Genomic DNA, 21,728 nt, shown 5'->3' on the forward strand with positions numbered 1-21,728 from the left:
TTCATCACGTTTTTTGTATGAGTGGAAACGTTAATAAAAAGGTTGTACCGATTCCTTTTTCACTTATAATATCAATTTTTCCATTCATAGCTTGAACAACACTGAATACGACCATCATTCCAAGTCCAGTGCCTTTTTCTTTCGTTGAATAAAAAGGAGAGCCAAGACGTTTTACTTGTTCCGAATCCATACCGACTCCTGTATCTTTTATATATAACTGAATATGCTTATGATCAGGAACTAATGTGAAATAAAGATCACCGCCTTTTGGCATAGCCTCAATGCAATTTTTTAAAATATTTAATAAACATTGATTTAGTTTTTGCTTTTCTCCAGCGATAAAAAAAGAAGTGCTTTGCTTTATATAATGAGTACGTACATTTGTTAAATTAGCAAGCGGTGTAATTAACGACAATGCATGTAGTAATTCTTCTTCTAACTGTAATGTTTGCTCTTTTTCAATGCTAGGTTTGGCAAAGGTTAAATAATCTGTAAGAACATGATTTGCTTGTTCGATGCCGTTAATGGCAATGTCAATATATAATTTTCGTTCCTGCTCAGTGCATGTATCTGATTGTAACAGTTGTAAAAACCCTTTCGTTGAAGTTAATGGATTGCGAATTTCATGAGAGATAGATGCTGCCATTTCACCAATTAAATGAAACTTTTCAGCATTTATAAGTTCGTTTTGGAGACGAACTTGAGTTTGTAATATGTGTAGTAAATATAAAATTAGGATTGTACCAAGCATTGAACATAACTCATACACAATAATATGCGGTATATAATCAGTCTTATTTGTAACCTTGGAAAGGAAGAAGGGTATCCAACTAAATCCGTATGTGAGACTGTAGATAATAGCAAGTGTTATTTTTATACGATTAGAAGTTCGATTGAAAAATTTATATGTTAATAGTAGAACAATAAATAGAAGAACAGAACCGATAAGAGATGGGAAAACACCTACCCCACCTAATAATAAGCGATATATGTTTAATACAACTAAGATAGAACCACCAGCAATAGGCCCTCCCGTTAATGTACCGACAATTAATACAATATGGCGCATATCAAATTGAAAACCATTATTTATTTTTGCTGCAAATGTAATACAGAGTACGGTAGCGAGGCAACAGAGTACAATAAATATAGCTGAATTTAATTTAGGAGAGCGTTTCCCTTTTTGATTCCAAAATAAATGATATACGAGCATTGTAATCAGGATGAATAATATATTTAAAAAGAGATAAATAATAAAGGATTTCAGTGGGATGCCCCCTCTCTTCTTATATTAAATTAATCATACTATAAAATGAAAGAAATGAAATGAAAAATAACCGAAAAATCAGAAATTTTTACGCTAGTATACAATATGTTACAATAAGCTGTGTCAATGAAAGAAGAAATTCCGTGCACCGCGCGGGAGAGGTTCGCGAACTCCCTCTATAAAAAACTATGGAAACAACAATATCCTTAGGTATTGTTTTGTTTTTTTATTGTGACAGTTCAAGAACGTTCTTTCTTCTTATTTATAGTAGAGAAGGAGAATGAGTGTAATGAAAAAAGAAAAAGCAGTTGTTGTTTTTAGTGGAGGACAAGATAGTACAACATGTTTATTTTGGGCAATAGAGCAGTTTGCAGAGGTAGAAGCTGTAACGTTTAATTACAATCAACGTCATAAGCTAGAAATTGATTGTGCAGCGGAAATTGCGAAAGAGCTAGGAATAAAGCATACGGTACTAGATATGAGTCTATTAAATCAACTTGCTCCAAATGCGTTAACGAGAACGGATATGGAGATTACACATGAAGAAGGTGAATTGCCATCGACATTTGTAGATGGACGAAATTTACTCTTCTTATCATTTGCTGCTGTATTAGCAAAACAAGTGGGAGCACGTCATATTGTAACGGGTGTATGTGAAACTGATTTCAGCGGTTATCCAGACTGCCGTGACGTGTTTGTGAAATCGTTAAATGTTACATTAAATTTATCTATGGATTATCCGTTTGTCATTCACACGCCACTTATGTGGATTGATAAAGCTGAAACATGGAAATTATCAGATGAACTTGGAGCATTTGAGTTTGTTCGAGAAAAAACATTAACATGTTATAACGGAATCATTGGTGATGGTTGCGGTGAATGTCCAGCATGTCAACTTCGTAAAGCAGGATTAGATACGTATCTGCAAGAACGCGAAGGAGCGAACAACTAATGGATAACTTTTTTGGATTTCGCATCGTAGAGAATTTGCAAAAAATGGACAAGGATATTCAGCGTAAACAACTCAAATATCATAATAAAAGAGTAATGGTCAGTAAGGAATTTACATTTGATGCAGCACACCATTTACACTGTTATGAAGGGAAATGTAAAAACTTACATGGTCACACATATAAAGTTGTATTTGGAATTAGTGGATATGTAAATGAAATAGGTCTTGCAATTGACTTTGGAGATATAAAAGAAATTTGGAAAAATGAAATAGAAATTCATTTAGATCATCGTTATTTAAACGAAACGTTACCAGCAATGAATACGACTGCTGAAAATATGGTCGTTTGGATTTATGAAAAGATGGCAGAAGCACTAACAAAAGAGAATCGTGTGAACGAATATAAGGGAGCTTGCGTTGAATTCGTTCGTCTATTTGAGACACCGACTAGTTATGCGGAAGTAAGACGGGAGTGGATGCTCGATGAGTAAAATCCCTGTCTTAGAAATATTCGGTCCGACTATTCAAGGTGAAGGAATGGTTGTAGGGCAAAAGACAATGTTTATCCGTACAGCTGGTTGTGATTATAGCTGCGCTTGGTGTGATTCTGCTTTTACGTGGGATGGATCAGCTAAAGATCAAATTAGACAGATGACAGCAGAAGATATTTGGAGTGAGCTTGTTGCAATTGGAGGAGAAAATTTTTCTCATGTTACGATTTCAGGTGGAAATCCGGCATTACTGAAAAATATTGAGTTTCTTCTTTCTATATTAAAAGAAAATGGAATGCGAACGGCAATTGAAACACAAGGGAGTAAGTGGCAAGATTGGTTACTTGAAATTGATGAGGTAACAATTTCGCCAAAACCACCAAGTTCGACGATGAAAACAGATTTTCAGAAGTTAGATGCTATGATTCAGAAACTAGCAGGAAAAGATATTAGTTTAAAAGTAGTAGTATTCGATGATTATGATTTTGAATATGCAGTTAAGATGCACGAACGTTATCCAAAGGTACCATTTTTCTTGCAAGTAGGAAACGATGATACAAAAACAGTGGATGATGCGATGCTTATTAAAAAATTATTAGATAAGTATGAGTGGCTGATTGATAAAGCTGTAAATTGTAAAGAGATGAATGATGCAAAAGTATTGCCTCAGCTTCATGCGTTAGTATGGGGAAATAAACGCGGTGTATAATGAGAAGGGATGTTTAAAAATGGCAGGAAGATTAGATGAAGATTTAAAAGATGTAACATTATTAGGAAATCAAAATACAAAATATTTATTTGAATATAGCCCAGAAATATTAGAGGTATTTGATAATAATCATCCAAATCGTGATTATTTTGTAAAATTCAATTGTCCTGAATTTACAAGTTTATGCCCGAAAACAGGACAACCAGATTTTGCAACAATTTATATTAGCTATATTCCAGAGCAAAAAATGGTAGAGAGTAAATCTTTAAAGTTGTATTTATTTAGTTTCCGCAATCATGGTGATTTCCACGAAGATTGCATGAACGTTATTATGAACGACTTAATTAAATTAATGGATCCACGTTACATTGAGGTATGGGGGAAATTTACACCACGTGGTGGCATTTCAATTGATCCATACTGCAACTACGGTCGCCCAGGGACGAAGTATGAACAAATGGCTGACTACCGCATGATGAACCACGATCTATATCCGGAAACAATTGATAATCGTTAATAGAAAGAAAGGGCCTGTATACTATACAGGCCCTTTCTTTCTATTATATTATGCATTTTGATTAATGACAGTATAGTTTTTATGACTTACAACTGTAAGAGGTTCCATATCTAGTTCTCTAAAATTCTTCATAATTGTTATATCAACAATAACAGAGTTTTGATTTACTTTTTGAACACGGCCTTGCATTCCACCTTTAAATTCGATGATATCTCCAGTTTCTGCGATCTGCATAAGCAACTCTCCTTGTTACAGTTTTCCCAAAAAAAGAATAAATTTGGGTTTTTTTATTTCCTCCTATTTTGAACCATATTTCCTACTTTGTAAATGTTTCCAAAGTAAAAATTCGAAAAATATTCACTTTTTGTAAGAAAATATGTAAAAAATCCATGTTATTTGAAAAAAATAGCGAAAATGCGGGAATCTTTATATCGAGGTATAATGAAAAAGTAGAATAACCTACTGAAGTGGGAGAAATTAGAGGCGGTAAAATGATGTTTGAATTTGTGGGGAGTGTTATAGCTTTAATTTTATTTTTATTTTCTTATATGCATTTAAAAAAGATTCGTCAATATGATACGAGTACATATTTTGATGGGATGGATGGTATCCATGCTTCGATAACACATGATAGTGGTGGGGAGATGTAAAGGTATATAACTTTATTTTCTTGCGTGGTATGATGTTTAGAACTAGTGCATAATAAAGTTCGTAAGTGATGAATGGAGAGTGAAGAGAATGAAGATTTCTTTTATTCGTCATGGTTGTTTAGGTCGTATAAGAGAACCGATGACAATTACTTCATTTCACGAATGGATGAAACAGTATGATTCCGAGTCAATGATACAAAAAGCTAAAATGCCGATAGAAACAATAGAGGCAATTGAAGCAGCGAAATTTGTCTTAACAAGTGATCAAAGGCGTGCTGTACAATCAGCAGCTGAATTAACGGATTCTTTATCTTTTATGCAAAATTCTCTTTTTAGAGAAGCTGAAGTCCCTTCATGCTTTTTTGCTCCGAAGTGGTTGAAATGCAAAATTAAGGTATGGATGTTCATTGGACGAACATTATGGATACTTGGCTACCATAAAGGTGTTGAGTCCTATAAGGAAGTAAGAGAGAGGGCAAGGCAAGCGGCTTACCTGTTACATCGTTATGCTCTCGTACATGGAAGTATTGCTCTTGTAGGTCATAATTATTTTAATTCGATGATTGGAGCGGAGCTGAGGGCAATGGGATGGTCTGGTTCTCCTATTTTGCATAGAAAGCCATGGGGATGTACAACATATACGTTTCACGAGGCGATGGATGGAAATATATTAAATACGAATTTAACATAAAAGCACACGATTTATATAAATCGTGTGCTTTCTTTTTAAGATATAGAAATTTTGACGTTTAATGGTTTTACGAGATGAGCATAAGGTTCGCCTACTAGCATAACAATTTCATCTTTTTTATAACCTAACTTTTCGTATAATGAATAGGCGCGTGTGTTTTCTAAATTAACAAGTAAAGCGATTTTTTCATGCCCTTTTTCAGTTGCATAGATTTCGGCAGCTTCAATTAATTTAGAACCGATACCTTTTCCGCCGTGTGCACTTGAAACTGATAATGTATCAATGTAATACTCATCAAGCTCAGCTTCTTTTTCTAACGTAATTGATTCATCTTTATGTAATTCTCTTAAGTGATGTACAATTGGTGCGTCAAGCTGTGTTGCTTCACTACCGTGATAAGCGACAATAACTCCAACTGCACCCCCGTCTTGCTCATATACAAAACAGTTTTCATAGCTCAGTCGATTTTTCTTTTTTGAGAACCATGTTTCAAGTCCTAGTAATACTTCTGTCTCAACTGTGCTACCTGTGATTTTTTCAGCAATTTCGTGCAGAGCGTTATACAATAAAGGTGCTACCAGTTTCGCATCTGTCTTTTTTGCTTTCCGAATCATAGTATCCCTCCTAGTTCTATTCATATATTGTAGCATAGCGGTGTGAAACTTTGCATAATTGAATGTCGAAATGTTTGATATAGAGAAGTAGCTATGTTAGTATATGATATTTAGTGGACATATACTAAAGAGATATCTTTTGAAAAATAATGAAAATGAAATGAAGGTATAGCATCTGGATAATTTTACAGTTGTTGACCTATAGAATATAAGATAAAATAAAATATTGCATAGAGGTGAAATACATGGATAAAGAATTAGCAAATACAATTTTGGATCAGCTGAAAAATGGTGAAATAAAGGAGTATGTTGTTACGAAAGATGTATTTTATACGTTCAGAGAAGTTTTAGTAAATCGAGAAGACTTTAAACATTTCATTGGTAACGCACAGCGAGGCGGGCAAGTGATTTATACATATTCAGAAACGCCACGTTCATAAAGAGGAATTTTGATCAGCAGGGCATCTCTCACTGATTAGTAGCCTTCACCAATCGGACGTTTAATGCGGGATAAATAAAAGATAAAGGAGAGGGGAATTATGGGCGATTTTAAACAAGGCATTTTACCACATTGGGATTATATGTGGAAAGATAGAGCCGGCAATCGATTTATGGGAATGGTTATGTATCCAGAGAAAAGAAAATGTTCAGCAAAAATGCTTCAGAAAATAAAAAGAGCATATGAAGAAGCAGTAGAAATTAAAGTAACTGTACAAGTTCAACATACATATCAGTACGTAGAAGGAATGATTGTATACTTTGATGAAGAGGCTCCTGTATGTACAATGATTGATAAAGATGAAAATCCGCATCATATATTTGTAAAAGATATTTTGCGCATTGAGCAATCTGAATAAACTTTTCATAAATAAATTGAAGTTCCATAATAATAATCTTTTTCTATAATAGTTATCTTTTAGTATGTAACGAGAAACGAAAGTATATGTATAATATATTTAATAAGGTAAATTTGATAAATGTAATCTTTTTTTAGAGCAGATTATAGTTTCATATCTGTTCTTTTTTGCGTGATGCTGGAGAAATATATTTCTTCAGCATCTACCGTTTTATGACAAAATATATTGTTAACTTTTTTAAAAATAAGGTTAAATTCGTTGACAACTTTTTTGAAAAGCACTTTATTGACATGAGTTTTAGAATGTTGTTTCATAGTCATTGTATTGAAAAAAAACGGCTATCATGTCGAAAAGTAAAAGTTAAAAAAAGAAAGAATTTATACATATATCTTGTGTCTTATTTTGAAACGTAATACAATATATAGAGAAATCAAGAACAACATATAGAGAATATAGATTTGAGAGGGAGGGTCGGAAATGTTAGTTGCATATGATTCTATGACAGGAAACGTGAAGCGTTTCATTCACAAATTAAATATGCCGGCCGTTCAAATTGATGAAGATCTAGTAATAGATGAAGACTTTATTCTTATTACGTATACAACAGGTTTTGGCAATGTACCAGAACGTGTTTTAGACTTTTTAGAGCGCAATAATGAAAAATTAAAAGGCGTATCTGCAAGCGGCAATCGTAACTGGGGAGACATGTTCGGTGCAAGTGCTGACAAGATTTCTACTAAATATGAAGTGCCTATTGTATCAAAATTTGAGTTATCTGGAACAAATAACGATGTAGAATATTTTAAGGAAAGGGTGCGGGAGATTGCGACACATTGAACTGAATAATGAAATCACGCAAATGCAGGACGGTTTTTATCAGCTTCATAAAGATAAAGAGGCATTAGAAGTCTTTATGGAAGAAGCTAGAGAGAATACCGTTCCTTTTAATAGCGTGGCAGAGCGAATGGAGTATATGAAAGAACATGATTACTATTACAACGTTCTGGACGAGTATAGCTTGGAGGAAGTAGAGGAAGTATATAACATCGCTTATGGTGAAAACTTCGAGTTCCAATCTTATATGGCAGCATCTAAGTTCTACAAAGATTATGCGTTAAAAACGAATGATCAAAAACAATACTTAGAAAGCTATGAAGATCGTGTAGCAATTGTTTCATTATACTTAGGACGCGGTGATGTTTCGAAAGCAAGACAATTCGCAAGCATGATTGTAAAACAAAACTACCAACCAGCGACACCAACCTTTTTAAATGCGGGAAGAAGCAGAAGAGGAGAAATGGTGTCTTGTTTCTTGTTAGAGATGGACGATAGTTTAAATTCAATCGGCTTTAACATTAATACTGCGATGCAATTATCAAAAATCGGCGGGGGAGTAGCTTTAAACTTATCTAAGCTACGCGCACGTGGTGAGCAAATTAAAGGTATCGACAACGCTGCAAGTGGTGTAGTACCTGTTATGAAATTGCTTGAAGATTCGTTTTCATATGCGAATCAGCTTGGCCAACGAAAAGGTGCCGGTGCAGTATATTTAAACATTTTCCATTGGGATATTATTGAATTCCTTGATACAAAAAAAATAAATGCCGATGAGAAGAGCCGTATTCAGTCTCTATCAATCGGAATTATCGTTCCAAGTAAGTTCTTTGAGCTTGCTGAGAAAAACGAACCTTTCCACGTTTTCGCGCCTTATACGGTTTATAAAGAATATGGCAAGCATTTAGATGATATTGACATTGATGAAATGTACGATGAATTAATGAGCAATCCGAAAGTGAAGAAGAAGCCACTAGATATTAGTGCACGTGATATGCTTATTAAAATCGCCATGATTCAGCTTGAGTCTGGTTACCCATACTTAATGTTTAAATCAAATGCAAATAATCAACATCCATTGAAGGATATTGGAACTGTGAAGATGTCGAACTTATGTACAGAAATCTTCCAGCTTCAAGAAACTTCAGAAATAAATGATTACGGTACAGATGACATTATCCGTCGTGATATTAACTGTAACTTAGGATCGTTAAATATCGTAAACGTAATGGAAAATAAAGAAATTCGTGAAGCAGTTCATGCGGGAATGGAAGCTTTAACAGCTGTTTCTGATATGACGATTATTCCGAATGCACCAACTGTGAAAAAAGCGAATGACGAGCTTCATTCAGTTGGACTTGGAGCAATGAACTTACACGGATATTTAGCAAAAAATAAAATCGCTTATGAAAGTGCAGAAGCGAAAGAATTCGCTCGTACATTCTTTATGATGTTAAATTACTATTCTATTGAGAAAAGTATGGAAATCGCTACAGAAAAAGGCGAGACATTTAAAGACTTCGATAAATCTGATTATGCGAATGGCACATACTTTGAAAAGTATGAAACGACAGATTACAGCCCAGTAACTGAAAAAGTTCAGCAACTATTTGAAGGAATTCATATTCCAACAAAAGAAGATTGGACAAGTTTAAAAGAGCAAGTGCAAAAGAATGGTTTATACAACTCATATCGTCTTGCCATTGCTCCAACACAATCAATCAGTTACGTTCAAAATGCAACTTCAAGCGTAATGCCGATCGTAAGTCAAATCGAATCAAGAACATATGCGAACGCGACAACATATTATCCAATGCCGTATTTATCAAAAGATACGTTCTGGTACTATAAATCTTCTTACGATATGAATCAGTTTAAATTAATTGATTTAATCGCAGAAATTCAAGAACATATTGACCAAGGAATTAGTACAATTCTTTACGTTAATAGTGATATTTCAACACGTGAATTAGCACGTTACTACATCTATGCACATAAAAAAGGCTTAAAGAGTCTGTATTATACGAGAACACGTAAATTAAGCGTGGAAGAGTGTGTGGCTTGTACCGTTTAATATAAAAAGTGAGACATGATGAGCAGGGTTTTCTGAACCCTGCTCATGCTTAGTTATCATATTTAGAGAAGGGGCGATTTAATGCGTGCGGTAAACTGGAACAAAAAAGAAGATGATTTTAGTTTAATGTTTTGGAAGCAAAACATCGCTCAGTTTTGGACAGAAGAAGAAATTGCGGTTTCGTCTGACAAAAATACTTGGGTGCAATTATCGAAAGAAGAGCAAATTGCTTATAAGCGTGTATTAGGTGGTTTAACACTTTTAGATACGAAACAAGGTGGCGAAGGAATGCCACTTGTACTTGTTCATCTTGAAAATTTACAAGCGAAAAGTGTATTAGCTTTCATGGGAGCTATGGAAGAAGTACATGCGAAAAGTTATAGTCACATTTTCACAACGTTAGCTACAGAAGAAGAGATTGATGATATTTTTGACTGGGTAGACAATCATCCGTTACTTGAGAAAAAAGCTGGTATTATTACTGGTTACTATCGTCGTTTATTAAAGCCTGAAGTAACAAAAAAAGAGTTATACATGGCAATGGTAGCAAGTGTGTTCTTAGAAAGTTACTTATTCTATAGCGGATTCTTCTATCCACTTTACTTAGCTGGTCAAGGAAAACTAACAGCAAGTGGTGAGATTATCAACTTGATAATTCGTGATGAGTCAATTCACGGCGTATTCGTCGGTATTTTAGCACAACAAATCTTCGCAGAACTTTCTGCAGAAGAGCAACAAGAAGTGCAAAAAGAAACACAAGAGTTATTAATGGAACTATATGAAATTGAAATGGCCTATACAGAAGAAATTTACACTTCTATCGGTCTTGTAGAAGATGTAAATCGTTTCGTTCGTTACAATGCAAATAAAGGGCTTATGAACTTAGGACTTGAGCCGAAGTTTGAAGAAGAAGAAATTAACCCAATCGTTTTAAATGGTTTACGTACAGATACGAAAAACCATGATTTCTTCTCTGTAAAAGGAAATGGTTACGTAAAAGCAACGAACGTTGAAAAGTTAGCTGACGATGACTTCGTGTTTAACTTTTAATATAGGATTATAAAGAAAAACTGTCTTATTCATTGATAAGACAGTTTTTCTTTATAATTTTGTTTACATAACACTATTATTTTGTATAGCGATTTATATTGGGAAGTTCTATTCGTTTAACGGATAGAACTTTTTTGTAATTAAATGGGTATTTACAAACCTTTTGTATCGGTGTATTATTTAACTAGTACACCGATACGAAAGGAGGGAAGAAATGAAAATAGAGTTTTCTCCAAATACACCAATTTACATTCAGGTAATGGAATACATAAAAAAAGAGATCGTAACAGGACATTTATTGCCTGGTGATAAAATTCCCTCTGTCCGTGAATTAGCGAGTGAATTACAAGTGAATCCAAATACGATTCAGCGTACATTTCAAGAGCTAGAACGGGATGGAGTTGTTGTAACACGTAGAGGAATGGGACGGTATGTAACGAATGAAGGGGAGAAAATTATGGAGCTGCGAAAAGAGATGGCGAAAGAATTACTTCATTCTTTTATAGATGGAATGGACAATTTAGGTTTTTCAGAAGAAGAAATTCTTACAATTCTTCGTTCTTCATTACATGATAAGAGGGAGGAGAGCCAATGACAAAGCTATTAAAAATAGAAAACTTATGGAAGAGATATGGATTAAAAGCAGTGATCCGTGAATTAAACATAGAGATTACGGAAGGGAAAATCGTTGGGCTTGTTGGAGATAACGGGAGCGGGAAAACGACGTTATTGAAAATGATTGCAGGCTTGCAATATCCTTCTGAAGGTAGGATTACAATAGATGGTAAAAAGGTAGGGTTACAGTCGAAAGAAATCGTTTCATTTATGTCCGATAAGCCAGTCTTTGATGATTGGATGACTGTAAAAGATGCTTTATTTTTTTACCGAGATTTTTATAAAGACTTCGATATTCAAAAAGCAGTAGATACGATTGCAGAATTTAAAATACCGTTAGAAGAAAAAATTACAGCATTGTCAAAAGGTATGGTTGAGAAGCTGCAGATTATTTTAACGTTTTCTCGAGAAGCGAAGCTATATGTACTGGATGAGCCATTGGGCGGGATTGATCCTCTTTCTAGAGAACATGTATTGGATCTAATTCTACAGTTCTATAGGGAAGATTGTACGATATTAATTTCCACTCACTTAATAAATGAAATTGAAAATATTTTTGATGAAGTGATCTTTTTAAAAGATGGAGAAATGGTTCTATATGAAAATGTAGAAGAAATTCGTTTTCAGAGAGGAAAAGCAGTTCATGAATTTTTTAAGGAGGTGTTTAGTAAGTGAAGTCAGTACTTTCCTATTTATGGAATGTAAATAAGAAAAGATATATTGTTACTTTTTTACTCTTTGTGCTAATTGAAGCTGTGTTATTTTCACAAATGATTGTAAGAAAAAGTGATGCGGCTATCAGTAGACAAGAGGGCATATTTGGAATCATTATGATTATATTTTTCTTTTATATTGTTTATATGTTTATACAAACAATGAAATCATATTCACGCTTACTGACTAATCCAATGTTACGACTTACAGCAATATCTGGGAAACAATATGTAATTTCTATGCTTATTTTCTCATTTATTGCAATGGCTATATGGTATGGGATATGTGGAATTCTTTTCTACGTAAGTTATGTATTAGCTTTTCCTACGACTTCTGTATATGTAGAGGCAAAAGAGATTATGCAAGTAGGCATAATTAATAATTTAATATATATGATAAGTGATTTATTTGAGTTTTTGTTTAGTGTGTTACAAATTATATTAGTAATTACTCTAGTTAAGTTACTTACGAAAAAGAAAAAGGCGCAAAATATACTAATTGTTATTATTTTTCTAGTAATAAATATAGCGATTACTTTAGCGACAACCTTGCTAGGAAAATTAGCTCCAGCTTTCCAAGTATTACGAAGAGTAGAATATCATAGTGAAAGCAAGAGTCTGTTTATTAATATGTTTCAAGAAAATGGATTTAACATTTTTAATATAAGTTTCATGGTAATGGTTAGTGCTCTAATAATATATGTAATTGCTTATATTATCGATAAAAAACTAGAAGTCTAAAGGAGGAATCAGCATTGGGAAACGTAGTAGTAAAGTTAGAGAATGTTCGAAAAAAGATTGGTGGAACGGAAATTATTCGTGGTTTATCATTTGAGGTTCGTGAAGGAGAAGTATACGGATTCCTTGGGCCGAACGGTAGCGGTAAGACGACGACGATCCGTATGATGACAGGTCTTATTTCAATGACAGAGGGCGATATTACAATTTGTGGACATAGTATTCGCTCGGAGCGTGAAAAGGCGCTAGAGCAAATTGGAGCGATTGTAGAAAATCCTGAACTATATGATTATATGACAGGAATGCAAAACTTAAAGCATTTTGCGAACATGGCCATTACACCAATTAGTAAAGAGCGCATTGCTGAGATTATAAAGCTTGTTGAATTAGAGCATGCGATTCATAAAAAGGTGAAAACATATTCACTTGGTATGAAACAACGTTTAGGAATTGCACAAGCATTACTTCATCAGCCGAAAATCTTAATTTTAGATGAGCCGACAAATGGATTAGATCCAGCTGGTATTCGCCAAATTCGTGATTATTTACAACGTTTAGCGAAAGAAGAGAATATTGCTGTAATCGTATCAAGTCACTTATTGAGTGAAATTGAATTAATGTGTGATCGCGTCGTTATTATTAAACAAGGTGAGTTTGTTCAAGAGTACAACTTACATGAAAAAGTGAAACATGATGAGGCAGTCGTTGTAGCGTTTGAAGTAGATGAAGTTCAGAAAGCGAATGAAATCATTAAAGGCAAAGCAAAAGGGAATGTAATTGTAGCATCTGTAACAAAAGACAACATTCCGCAACTTGTAAAAAAACTTGTTCATGCTGATGTGCTTGTATACGGAGTTACTGTTCAAAATAAAACGTTAGAGGATGAGTTCTTAGCGATTACTGGGGGAGTGAAAGCGTAATGTTTAAATTAATTCAAAATGAATTTTTAAAGTTGCATGCGAAAAAAGGTATGTATATTTTAATAGGTGTAATTGCTTTATTGGAGATTTTAGGAACAGTAGTATTGGCGAAATGGGGCGACGCTGGTAGCTTAAGTGGATCTTACTTAGATTTTGCGAGTTCAAATATCGGCTTAATTATGATATTCACAACGATCTTTGGAATTACAATAGCTTCTCGTACAATTACAGATGAATTCCAAAAAGGAACGATTAAGCAATTATTAATTCGTCCAAGAAAACGAATGACAATTTTATTTTCTAAATATATTACAGTATTATTAACGATGTTATTTATCGTATTTGCTAGTACGTTAATTGCTTTGATTATTGGTGTAATTGTAATGGACGGTAGTAAAACTGAATTAACGTTAGGAATTGTTTTAAAAACAATATTATATCAGCTGCTATCACCATTTTTCTTTGCAACACTTGCATTTTTCTTAGCAAATGTGTTTAGAAAGTCTGTATTACCAATAATTATTACGATGTTTCTATTATTCTTACAAGGTACAATTAACATGGTATTAATGATGTTTGCAAAAGGTGTAGCGAAGTTTGTAGTATTCAGCCATTTGGATTTAAGAGCTTACGACAGCAATAAATTAATTAGTGGGGGAGTAGAACCTACATTTACAGAATTTACATTTACAACTTCATTATTACTTATAGCTGCATACTTTGTTGTATTACTTGTAGCATCAAGTGCATTATTCCAAAAACGTGACGTATTATAATAAAAGAAATCCCCGCTTGTAAAAACGGGGATTTTTATTACATAAAATTCACTTAGATTGAAACTTGAAGAACAGCGATATGGTATTTTAAGAGATATGCTGTTTGAAATGATTTGAGAAAAATAGGAAGAGTTTCAACTATATTCATATTATAATTTAGTTATCCTGCTATTTATAGGGAAAGGATTGCCTATAAAGTACTGATTAAAGTTTTATTGTATTTTTACTATCTTTGGGGGTGTTTTATATGCACTATGCATTTTCACGTATAAGGCTACGTAGCTTTTTTGGATGGATGATTATAGGGGTGCTCCTTATAATGATCCCATTAGGTCTAGCAAATGTTTCTGAGAATACGATGGAGGTTATTTCACAAATAACTGTATTTTTTGTATTTCCGTTACTTTGGCTATACGTAAAAACAAATAAAAATAATGTTGTATTCAACAGTTTTTTTGATAAGCCAGGACGTTTACCTTGGGGATTAATTGTATTAGCAACGATAATGGGGATGATTTTTTCAGTTGGCATATCTCAGATTCAATTTTACATATTAGCACATACGTTACCGAATTTCTTAGTTACTATGCTAGAAGACGGAAATGTTATTAATACGAGTAACGTATATATGACGATATTTACTTTCATTTCAGCATGTGTGTTAGCACCTATTATGGAAGAGGTTATTTTTAGGGGATTTTTCTTACAGCGAATGGCTTATAAATGGGGAATTAAAAAAGCTGTAATTATATCTTCAATTATTTTTGGCCTAGGACATTTTGATGTTATTGGTGCGTTCATGTTTGGTATGGTTATGTGTCTTTTATACATAAAGACAAAAAATATATGGACGAATATAGCTGTGCACGCTCTAAATAATTTGATTGCAACAAGTATACAATTTTTCAGTGGAGAAGAAAGTGGTACAATCTCAATTACTGAATTACAAGCGCAAAGTAATTTATGGATTGGTATCGGTCTTACGCTTGTCGGATTACTTTGGTTAATTCCTTATATTGGGAAACAATGGCGTACAGTAAAAGAAGTTGGCGTGCCACCAGTACGTTTTATAAATGAGCAAAAAGTAGTGAATGCATCACAAGAGAATGAAGTGTATAGTCAAGTGATCGTAACCGATAGATTGATGGCCATAGAGTTACCAGATGAGGCTGTAAATAAGCTTAGGTTAGAAGAAAATGATTATGTAACAGTATCTGTAGAAGAAGATAAAATCGTTATAAAGAAAGCACATAGTAGATAATTAAAAAGTAGCTCCTAAGGAGCTACTTTTTAATTTGTAATAATTTCCACTCGAAAATTATTACCGTTCTTTACATATTTAATATCTGTAACAGTGCGGACCGTCTTTAAAATCTCCACTTTTTCACCAATTCGCGGGATGGTTGGAACATTGTCCCAAATACCAAGCAAGTCATCTAATTGTGCCGTTTTTTCATAAAACCAGATTTTCAATGTAAAGCCCCTTTCTCGAACTTTATGTATTTTAATACATAATATATTATTTTTATTCTTATTGTAAGGGGTTTTTTTATATTTTATGAATAAAAATAAATTAATCTTCTGGGAAGATATGTTCAATATCAGGAGTAAGAGATACTTCTGATAATACGATATGAGAAACGGTCGTTGCATATGAAGAAACATCATTGATAAATTCTTCAAGTTCAACGAGTGAAGGAACAGAAATTTTTACAATGTAGCATAAGCTTCCTGTTACTCGGTAACAAAAACTTGCAGATGGATAAGACTGAATAAATTGTTGCATACGTGTTGTATCACCATTTTTTAAAGTAATTTCTAAAATACAATCTAAAACGAGTCCAGCCTTTTTATAATCAATATCGATTGTGTATTTTTGAATAACACCTTCGCTTTCGAGCTTACGAACACGTTCTGAAGTAGACGGAGCAGATAAGTTTACTCGTTTCGCCAATTCACGCATCGAAAGGCGACTATCATTATATAATTCATTTAAAATTTTTCGATCAACACGGTCTAATTGCATTTGTAAATATACCTCCAGTAAAATAATGATTTTTGTAAAGGAAAAATATAAATTAAGATTCATATGAAATGTAAAGTGAACGTTATTTATTTTACAATAAAACAGAAGGAAATAGGAGGGGAAATGATGGAGAGAATTTCATTATCAAATGTAGGAGATACAAAGTTTCAAAAGTTATTAGGGCATAATTCGGATATATTACATTCGTGGAGTACGTTAGAAGATACACTGTACAATAAAGGAACTCTTTCAGCAGAGTTGAAGGAGCAAGTGAGAAGAACATTAGCGTATGGGAATGAATGTCCGTACTGTATGGCAAAGGGAAGACCTGATGATGTGCAAAAGGCAGAGGAGATTGGCGTAGCCGTTACTTTTGCGCATACATTTGTTCATGACCGAAAAGCAATAGATGATACTATGTTTCACGTATTAAAACAATATTGGACAGAAAAAGAAATTGTAGAGCTTTGCGCCTATGTTTGCTTTATTACTGCGTCACAACAACTTGGTTTTCTATTTCAATTACAGCCAAATTAAGGGGAAATGATGACAAATCAAATAGCACTTATCATAATCGATGTACAAAAGGCGTTTCAATTACCAGATTGGGGCGAGAGAAATAATATTTTTGCTGAAGAAAACATGAGAATTTTATTAGAAGAATGGAGAAAAAGGAAACGACCAGTTTTTCATATTCAACATGTAAATAAAGAAAATGCTCAGTCAATGTTTTATGAGAGAGCGGAAACGGTAAACTTTAAAGAAGAAGTGCAACCACTACTTGGTGAAGTGGTTATTCAGAAATTCGTTAACAGCGCGTTCATTGGGACAAATTTAGAAGAGCAATTAAGAAAGAACAAATGTAATGCAGTAGTGGTTGTAGGATTAACGACAAATCATTGCGTGGAAACTACGACACGAATGGCAGGGAATTTAGGATTTACAACGTATTTAGTGAGTGATGCAACGGCTACTTTTAACCGTAAAGGTTTAGATGGTAAGGAGTATAGTGCAGAAGATATTCACAATATGACACTTGTAAATTTACATGAAGAGTTTGCTACGATTGTGACGACAAAAGAAGTATTAAAATTATTTTAAGAAAATAATTGCGAATTATGTAGAAAAAAATAAGAATATTTCGTATAATCTAAGTACAATCATTTTGAAAATAGGGGTGGCATCATATGGAGCAAATTTCAGTAAAGAAATTAGAAGAGGTACTTGTTGTAGCAGGTGATGATAAACAGAAGCAAAAGGAATTTTATGAATTGCTCTTATCTACTGAGTTTTATGTTGCTGGTTCACTAGAAGCAGAGGACGGGGCAACAGAAGGAATACTTCGTTTGCGTCATTTCCAAGGAGAAGGTAGATGGATCGTTCCGTTCTTTACACAAATGGAATTTGTAAAAGATGTGTTGCCAGAAGGAACGCCCCTTATTAAGATACGTGGGAAAGAGTTATTTGGTAGCATTGAGAAAGATGCTACAGCTGTATTAAATGTTGGCACTGATATAAGTAAAACATTTATTCCAGAAGAAATTGCAGATATCGCATCTGGACGAATTTTTAACTATTATAAATAAAAGGAAAAGCGTAATCGCTTTTCCTTTTTAATTTGAACACGGGGTGGCTACGCCGGAAGCAATAGAGAGTGTTTTATTATGTGTACTTATTGTAGCTGTAGCTCCAAGAGGAATCCCAATGTTTGGACTTATATGTCCAATTGGTAAACCGAATAGGACCGGTATATGATATGGTGCGAAATATTCATATAATATTGCTTGCAATGATTGAGATGGCTTTGAAGGAGTGCAGTCGTGACAACTTGTAAAAATAACGCCCCTGCATTCATTAAACTTTCCAGATAAAAGTAGCTGATTTAACATACGGTCAATGCGGTACGGTTCTTCACCAATGTCTTCAAGTAATAAAAGTGTATTGTCCGTATTTATCTCGTAGGGCGAGCCAATTATACTTGTTAACACAGCTAAATTTCCTCCAACTAACGTACCTGTAACTGTACTGTGAGAGCTAGGTACGATACATTCTGATGCAGATAAAATGGTTGAATACGGATGGAATAGCTGATTGAAAGAGGATAAAGATAGGGAATCAATACCTTTTCCTAGTTCTTCAATCATCGGACCATGAAATGTTATAAGCTTTGCATAACGTGAAACAGCAGTATGTAAAGCTGTAATATCGCTATATCCCCAAAAGATTTTAGGGTTTTGCCGAATGATTTCATATTGAATGTGAGGGAGGAGACGAGCACTTCCGTAACCACCTCGTGCACAGAAAACGGCCTTCACTTCATTATTTGTAAATGCTTCATGTATATCGTCAAGCCGAACTTGATCACTTCCGGCTAAAAATCCATATTTCTCGTAAACGCTCTTCCCGATTATTACGGATAACCCCATCTCTTGTAATACATTCACACCTTTTAATACATTTTCGATTGTAGGTGGACCAGATGGTGCAATGATCATTACTGTATCACCTTGTTTTAATGCATTTGGATAAATCATTAAGCTCAGCCTCCTTCTCTTTCAATATATTCGCTTCATATGAAGTTCAACCCTTGCAAAAGCAGGGGAAAGCTTATCAAATAAAGAAGATATAAGGGAAATAGGAGGGAAAATGATGTTTACAAGTCGAGTAACAGACATATTAAAAATTGAGTATCCCGTTGTTCAAGCCGGTATGGCAGGCGCGATTACGACGCCAGAACTTGTTGCAGCAGTAAGTAATAGCGGAGGATTAGGGACGCTTGGAGCGGGCTATATGAGCCCAGAACAAATTCGTGAAGCGATTTATAGAATAAGAGAACTAACAGATAAGCCTTTCGGTGTTAATTTACTTGTAACGAAAGAGATACAAATAGAAGAAGAGAAGGTAAATGAGGCGAAAGTATTACTAAGCGGAGTGAATAGAGAATTAGGTATAGAAGTAGAAGGAACGTTAAAGCTTCCAAAAAGCTATAAGGAACAATTACAAGTGCTATTAGATGAAAAAGTACCGGTCGTTAGCTTTGCATTTCAAACGTTAGAAAAAGAAGAAATAAATGATTTAAAAAGAAGTGGAATAAAAGTCATCGGAACAGCTACCCATGTGAAGGAAGCGAAAGTACTTGCTGAGCTAGGAGTAGATATTATTATTGGGCAAGGTAGCGAAGCAGGAGGGCATAGAGGAACGTTTATTGGGAAAGAACGAGATGCTATGATTGGTACGTTTGCGTTAATACCTCAGTTAGTAGGGGCTGTTCCGCATACCCCAATTGTCGCAGCAGGTGGTGTAATGAACGGACAAGGGCTTGTTGCGGCATTGGCACTAGGAGCAGAAGGTGTTCAAATGGGATCAGCCTTTTTAACAAGTGAAGAGAGTATTACGCACGATGTGTATAAAGAAGCGGTTTTACATAGTACAGATACGAGCACAACTGTAACTCGTGCGTTTTCCGGGAAATATGCACGCGGTATTCGGAATGAATTTATAGAGAGACATGAAGGAAAAGAAGAAGGGCTTCCCATGTATCCAGTGCAAAACGTATTAACTTCTAAAATACGCAAAGAGGCAGCGAAGCAAAATAAGGAAGGATATATGTCGCTTTGGGCAGGACAGGCAGCATCGTTAGCTCGAATCGAATCAGCTCAGCATGTAGTGGAGCGAGTTATGAAAGAAGCAGAGAATGCAATCGAACAATTACAAAATATATACAAAAAGACCACTTGAGTAATTCAAGCGGTCTTTTCATTAGTTTGCTTTATAAAACTGTTGGATGGCTTCGTCGATGTAAACCCAGCCTTTCCAACCTAAGTGCATATGATCTTTTAAGAAGTATTTATCGTATTCATGATTTGAGAAGTCGGCAATTGGATACCCAGCTTTTTCAATTTGCTCATGAACTTTCTTATAGTATGCTTCGCGGCGTTCTTTTGGGAAGCCAGCGTAGTCGTACCAAGGACCTTTGACAGGAACAGAAATGAAGAGTGGTTTTGCACCAGATTGTTTTAATAAATCAAGTACAATTTGTAAATCTTCATATTCTGGCGATTGGTCATAAGCATCATTTTTTAAGTAACCTTCACGTTGTTTTAATTTTTTCTTAATTTTGCTATTGAAGTAACCATCTTCGATACCATATTCATTAGATCCAGATTCTGCTGCACCTGTTTGATCTGCATGTTTACGAGCCTCTTCCCAGTTCATTTGTTTTAATGAAGGGTCAAGCTTCTCTTTGTGCGGTTTAATATTAAACATAGCTGTAAATAAATCTTTACGATCTAAAATGTTACGGTAAATATAAGCAAAAGGTTTAGCAGCAAGTGCTTTTACTTTATACTTCGTATCATCATAAGCGATACCTTCAAGCGAAATTTTTAATAAAGTTTCTTTTTTTACAATCTCAAAGTTTAATAAACGCTTTGCAATTTGTTTTTTCATTTCAGGTTTTAAATCATTGTTGAAAATGAAGTGGTAACCTTGTTGTTTTGAAAAGTTAGGTGCAAAGTGCGTTTCGTCAATACCTTGTGGTACAAACCATTGCGGAGAAAGAACGAATACCATTTTCTTATCTTTCAATTGATCCATTGTAGATGCGAAGTTTAACACATGTACAAGGTCTTGTGTTCCGCCGCGTCCAAGAAGGAATGGCGTAAATCCTTCAGGCTTTACTTTAAAATAATTAGATGGATGGAAAGCATCCATACGTGCGAATTCCGATGAACCGTACATCGGAAGATATTTTGGATCTGCTAACATCTTTTGCTGTAAAATCATACTTTGAATTTTTTCTTCTTTTAAAGAAGTAGCAGCTTGTTCTACTTTTTCATCACTTAAAAGTGGAAGTAGGAAGCGCGTTGGAATAAGTAAGAATACAGCAAAAAGGGCCAATGCTAAAAGCATCGGACCAAATTTTGCTTTGTTCATCGGATTTCTTCCAACTTTTTAATAACCATGTTTGGTGTAGCCCACTCGTCACGGTCAAAATCAGAAATAGAAACTTCAATATCTAAACGCTCTTGGAATTCAACTAATAAAGATACTACAGCGAAAGAATCAAGGATACCTTCTTCAAATAATTGAACATCTAAGTTTTCTTTCACAATATCGTTTTCACATACTTCTTCTAAAATATCTAAGACTTGCTCTTTGAATTCTGCCATTTTTAAAATCTCCTTTATATCCGAAATTATTATATGTGCAACTTCTTAATGGAATAAGAAGGG

29 protein-coding genes and 1 riboswitch are annotated in these 21,728 nt (G+C 34.4%); of the genes, 21 read left to right on the top strand and 8 right to left on the bottom strand.

Annotation, left to right across the window (positions count from 1 at the left end; genetic code table 11):
- Window positions 1-4: 4 nt before the first annotated feature.
- A complete protein-coding gene (gene kinB / locus MR143_RS20285; protein ID WP_002163901.1) occupies window positions 5-1,213 on the bottom strand; it encodes a sporulation sensor histidine kinase KinB in 1,209 nt (402 codons plus the stop codon).
- A gap of 206 nt (window positions 1,214-1,419) precedes the next feature.
- Window positions 1,420-1,463, top strand: a riboswitch (PreQ1 riboswitch).
- Window positions 1,464-1,556: 93 nt separating this feature from the next.
- On the opposite strand from kinB, the gene queC reads away from it, so the two are divergent.
- The 4 genes from queC to queF are packed head-to-tail and all read left to right on the top strand — an operon-like array spanning window position 1,557 to window position 3,936.
- Window positions 1,557-2,219: a 7-cyano-7-deazaguanine synthase QueC gene (queC, locus tag MR143_RS20290; RefSeq protein WP_000711595.1), complete on the top strand. Its 663-nt coding sequence runs from the start codon at window positions 1,557-1,559 to the stop codon at window positions 2,217-2,219.
- Window positions 2,219-2,710: a 6-carboxytetrahydropterin synthase QueD gene (gene queD, locus MR143_RS20295; protein ID WP_242280900.1), complete on the top strand. Its 492-nt coding sequence runs from the start codon at window positions 2,219-2,221 to the stop codon at window positions 2,708-2,710. Before queC ends, queD begins: the two co-directional genes overlap by 1 nt.
- Window positions 2,703-3,419 carry a 7-carboxy-7-deazaguanine synthase QueE gene (gene queE, locus MR143_RS20300; RefSeq protein ID WP_000036275.1) on the top strand — a complete coding sequence of 239 codons (717 nt, stop codon included), beginning with the start codon at window positions 2,703-2,705 and terminating at the stop codon, window positions 3,417-3,419. Before queD ends, queE begins: the two co-directional genes overlap by 8 nt.
- 19 nt (window positions 3,420-3,438) lie before the next feature.
- The gene (gene queF / locus MR143_RS20305; protein ID WP_002163902.1) at window positions 3,439-3,936 is read left to right on the top strand and encodes a preQ(1) synthase; all 498 of its coding nucleotides are present in this window, start codon (window positions 3,439-3,441) and stop codon (window positions 3,934-3,936) included.
- Window positions 3,937-3,984: 48 nt separating this feature from the next.
- Here queF and MR143_RS20310 read toward each other — a convergent pair whose 3' ends face one another.
- Window positions 3,985-4,170, bottom strand: a complete 186-nt coding sequence (locus MR143_RS20310; protein WP_001165082.1) for a YkvS family protein — start codon at window positions 4,168-4,170, stop codon at window positions 3,985-3,987.
- Window positions 4,171-4,430: 260 nt separating this feature from the next.
- Between MR143_RS20310 and MR143_RS20315 the strand changes: the two genes are divergently transcribed.
- Together MR143_RS20315 and MR143_RS20320 are read left to right on the top strand one after the other, a co-directional pair.
- Complete coding sequence (locus MR143_RS20315; RefSeq protein WP_000461432.1) at window positions 4,431-4,586, top strand: hypothetical protein; 156 nt, start codon at window positions 4,431-4,433, stop codon at window positions 4,584-4,586.
- 88 nt (window positions 4,587-4,674) lie between these two features.
- Entirely contained in the window at window positions 4,675-5,277 is a 603-nt protein-coding gene (locus tag MR143_RS20320; RefSeq protein ID WP_000703095.1) for a histidine phosphatase family protein, read from the top strand.
- Window positions 5,278-5,312: 35 nt separating this feature from the next.
- Here the strand turns inward: MR143_RS20320 and MR143_RS20325 are convergent, their stop codons facing one another.
- Window positions 5,313-5,891 carry a GNAT family N-acetyltransferase gene (locus MR143_RS20325; protein WP_000619539.1) on the bottom strand — a complete coding sequence of 193 codons (579 nt, stop codon included), beginning with the start codon at window positions 5,889-5,891 and terminating at the stop codon, window positions 5,313-5,315.
- Between the two features lie 245 nt (window positions 5,892-6,136).
- Between MR143_RS20325 and MR143_RS20330 the strand changes: the two genes are divergently transcribed.
- The 11 genes from MR143_RS20330 (at window position 6,137) to MR143_RS20380 (ending at window position 15,729) form a co-directional block, all read left to right on the top strand.
- Window positions 6,137-6,331, top strand: a complete 195-nt coding sequence (locus tag MR143_RS20330; protein WP_000356683.1) for a hypothetical protein — start codon at window positions 6,137-6,139, stop codon at window positions 6,329-6,331.
- Between the two features lie 99 nt (window positions 6,332-6,430).
- Complete coding sequence (locus tag MR143_RS20335) at window positions 6,431-6,748, top strand: hypothetical protein (RefSeq protein ID WP_000502202.1); 318 nt, start codon at window positions 6,431-6,433, stop codon at window positions 6,746-6,748.
- A gap of 477 nt (window positions 6,749-7,225) precedes the next feature.
- The gene (nrdI, locus tag MR143_RS20340) at window positions 7,226-7,585 is read left to right on the top strand and encodes a class Ib ribonucleoside-diphosphate reductase assembly flavoprotein NrdI (protein ID WP_000959447.1); all 360 of its coding nucleotides are present in this window, start codon (window positions 7,226-7,228) and stop codon (window positions 7,583-7,585) included.
- Window positions 7,572-9,656 (top strand): class 1b ribonucleoside-diphosphate reductase subunit alpha, encoded by a 2,085-nt coding sequence (gene nrdE / locus MR143_RS20345; RefSeq protein ID WP_001215839.1) that lies wholly within the window; start codon window positions 7,572-7,574, stop codon window positions 9,654-9,656. Before nrdI ends, nrdE begins: the two co-directional genes overlap by 14 nt.
- Before the next feature lie 81 nt (window positions 9,657-9,737).
- The gene (nrdF, locus tag MR143_RS20350) at window positions 9,738-10,706 is read left to right on the top strand and encodes a class 1b ribonucleoside-diphosphate reductase subunit beta (protein ID WP_001203025.1); all 969 of its coding nucleotides are present in this window, start codon (window positions 9,738-9,740) and stop codon (window positions 10,704-10,706) included.
- A 214-nt stretch (window positions 10,707-10,920) separates the two neighbouring features.
- On the top strand, window positions 10,921-11,301 hold the full coding sequence (locus tag MR143_RS20355) for a GntR family transcriptional regulator (RefSeq protein ID WP_000687512.1): 381 nt from the start codon (window positions 10,921-10,923) through the stop codon (window positions 11,299-11,301).
- Window positions 11,298-11,996 carry an ABC transporter ATP-binding protein gene (locus MR143_RS20360; RefSeq protein WP_000163898.1) on the top strand — a complete coding sequence of 233 codons (699 nt, stop codon included), beginning with the start codon at window positions 11,298-11,300 and terminating at the stop codon, window positions 11,994-11,996. Before MR143_RS20355 ends, MR143_RS20360 begins: the two co-directional genes overlap by 4 nt.
- Window positions 11,993-12,775 (top strand): hypothetical protein, encoded by a 783-nt coding sequence (locus MR143_RS20365; RefSeq protein WP_000843923.1) that lies wholly within the window; start codon window positions 11,993-11,995, stop codon window positions 12,773-12,775. The genes MR143_RS20360 and MR143_RS20365 overlap by 4 nt, the downstream gene beginning before the upstream one ends.
- Before the next feature lie 14 nt (window positions 12,776-12,789).
- Entirely contained in the window at window positions 12,790-13,692 is a 903-nt protein-coding gene (locus tag MR143_RS20370) for an ABC transporter ATP-binding protein (RefSeq protein WP_000528786.1), read from the top strand.
- Window positions 13,692-14,468 carry an ABC transporter permease gene (locus MR143_RS20375; RefSeq protein WP_000475437.1) on the top strand — a complete coding sequence of 259 codons (777 nt, stop codon included), beginning with the start codon at window positions 13,692-13,694 and terminating at the stop codon, window positions 14,466-14,468. The genes MR143_RS20370 and MR143_RS20375 overlap by 1 nt, the downstream gene beginning before the upstream one ends.
- 247 nt (window positions 14,469-14,715) lie before the next feature.
- A complete protein-coding gene (locus MR143_RS20380; protein ID WP_000558820.1) occupies window positions 14,716-15,729 on the top strand; it encodes a CPBP family intramembrane glutamic endopeptidase in 1,014 nt (337 codons plus the stop codon).
- 29 nt (window positions 15,730-15,758) lie between these two features.
- Here the strand turns inward: MR143_RS20380 and MR143_RS20385 are convergent, their stop codons facing one another.
- Entirely contained in the window at window positions 15,759-15,941 is a 183-nt protein-coding gene (locus tag MR143_RS20385) for a DUF3913 family protein (protein WP_000707107.1), read from the bottom strand.
- 100 nt (window positions 15,942-16,041) lie between these two features.
- Window positions 16,042-16,494: an Lrp/AsnC family transcriptional regulator gene (locus MR143_RS20390; protein WP_001175505.1), complete on the bottom strand. Its 453-nt coding sequence runs from the start codon at window positions 16,492-16,494 to the stop codon at window positions 16,042-16,044.
- A gap of 126 nt (window positions 16,495-16,620) precedes the next feature.
- On the opposite strand from MR143_RS20390, the gene MR143_RS20395 reads away from it, so the two are divergent.
- The 3 genes from MR143_RS20395 (at window position 16,621) to MR143_RS20405 (ending at window position 18,080) form a co-directional block, all read left to right on the top strand.
- Window positions 16,621-17,031 carry a carboxymuconolactone decarboxylase family protein gene (locus MR143_RS20395; protein ID WP_000439757.1) on the top strand — a complete coding sequence of 137 codons (411 nt, stop codon included), beginning with the start codon at window positions 16,621-16,623 and terminating at the stop codon, window positions 17,029-17,031.
- Between the two features lie 9 nt (window positions 17,032-17,040).
- Window positions 17,041-17,595 (top strand): cysteine hydrolase family protein, encoded by a 555-nt coding sequence (locus tag MR143_RS20400; protein WP_000184437.1) that lies wholly within the window; start codon window positions 17,041-17,043, stop codon window positions 17,593-17,595.
- 86 nt (window positions 17,596-17,681) lie between these two features.
- Window positions 17,682-18,080, top strand: a complete 399-nt coding sequence (locus tag MR143_RS20405) for an SseB family protein (RefSeq protein WP_000435263.1) — start codon at window positions 17,682-17,684, stop codon at window positions 18,078-18,080.
- Between the two features lie 27 nt (window positions 18,081-18,107).
- On the opposite strand, the gene MR143_RS20410 is transcribed toward MR143_RS20405, so the two are convergent.
- A complete protein-coding gene (locus MR143_RS20410; RefSeq protein ID WP_000640069.1) occupies window positions 18,108-19,028 on the bottom strand; it encodes a S66 peptidase family protein in 921 nt (306 codons plus the stop codon).
- A 115-nt stretch (window positions 19,029-19,143) separates the two neighbouring features.
- On the opposite strand from MR143_RS20410, the gene MR143_RS20415 reads away from it, so the two are divergent.
- The gene (locus MR143_RS20415; RefSeq protein ID WP_000495284.1) at window positions 19,144-20,232 is read left to right on the top strand and encodes an NAD(P)H-dependent flavin oxidoreductase; all 1,089 of its coding nucleotides are present in this window, start codon (window positions 19,144-19,146) and stop codon (window positions 20,230-20,232) included.
- A gap of 21 nt (window positions 20,233-20,253) precedes the next feature.
- Here the strand turns inward: MR143_RS20415 and dltD are convergent, their stop codons facing one another.
- Together dltD and dltC are read right to left on the bottom strand one after the other, a co-directional pair.
- Window positions 20,254-21,429, bottom strand: coding sequence for a D-alanyl-lipoteichoic acid biosynthesis protein DltD (dltD, locus tag MR143_RS20420; RefSeq protein WP_001030268.1), 1,176 nt, complete (start codon window positions 21,427-21,429; stop codon window positions 20,254-20,256).
- Complete coding sequence (dltC, locus tag MR143_RS20425) at window positions 21,426-21,665, bottom strand: D-alanine--poly(phosphoribitol) ligase subunit DltC (protein WP_000807310.1); 240 nt, start codon at window positions 21,663-21,665, stop codon at window positions 21,426-21,428. Before dltC ends, dltD begins: the two co-directional genes overlap by 4 nt.
- Between the last annotated feature and the right edge of the window lie 63 nt (window positions 21,666-21,728).

Origin of the sequence: Bacillus cereus group sp. BfR-BA-01347 (assembly GCF_022663835.1) — a bacterium.
GTDB classification, from domain to species: domain Bacteria; phylum Bacillota; class Bacilli; order Bacillales; family Bacillaceae_G; genus Bacillus_A; species Bacillus_A thuringiensis_K.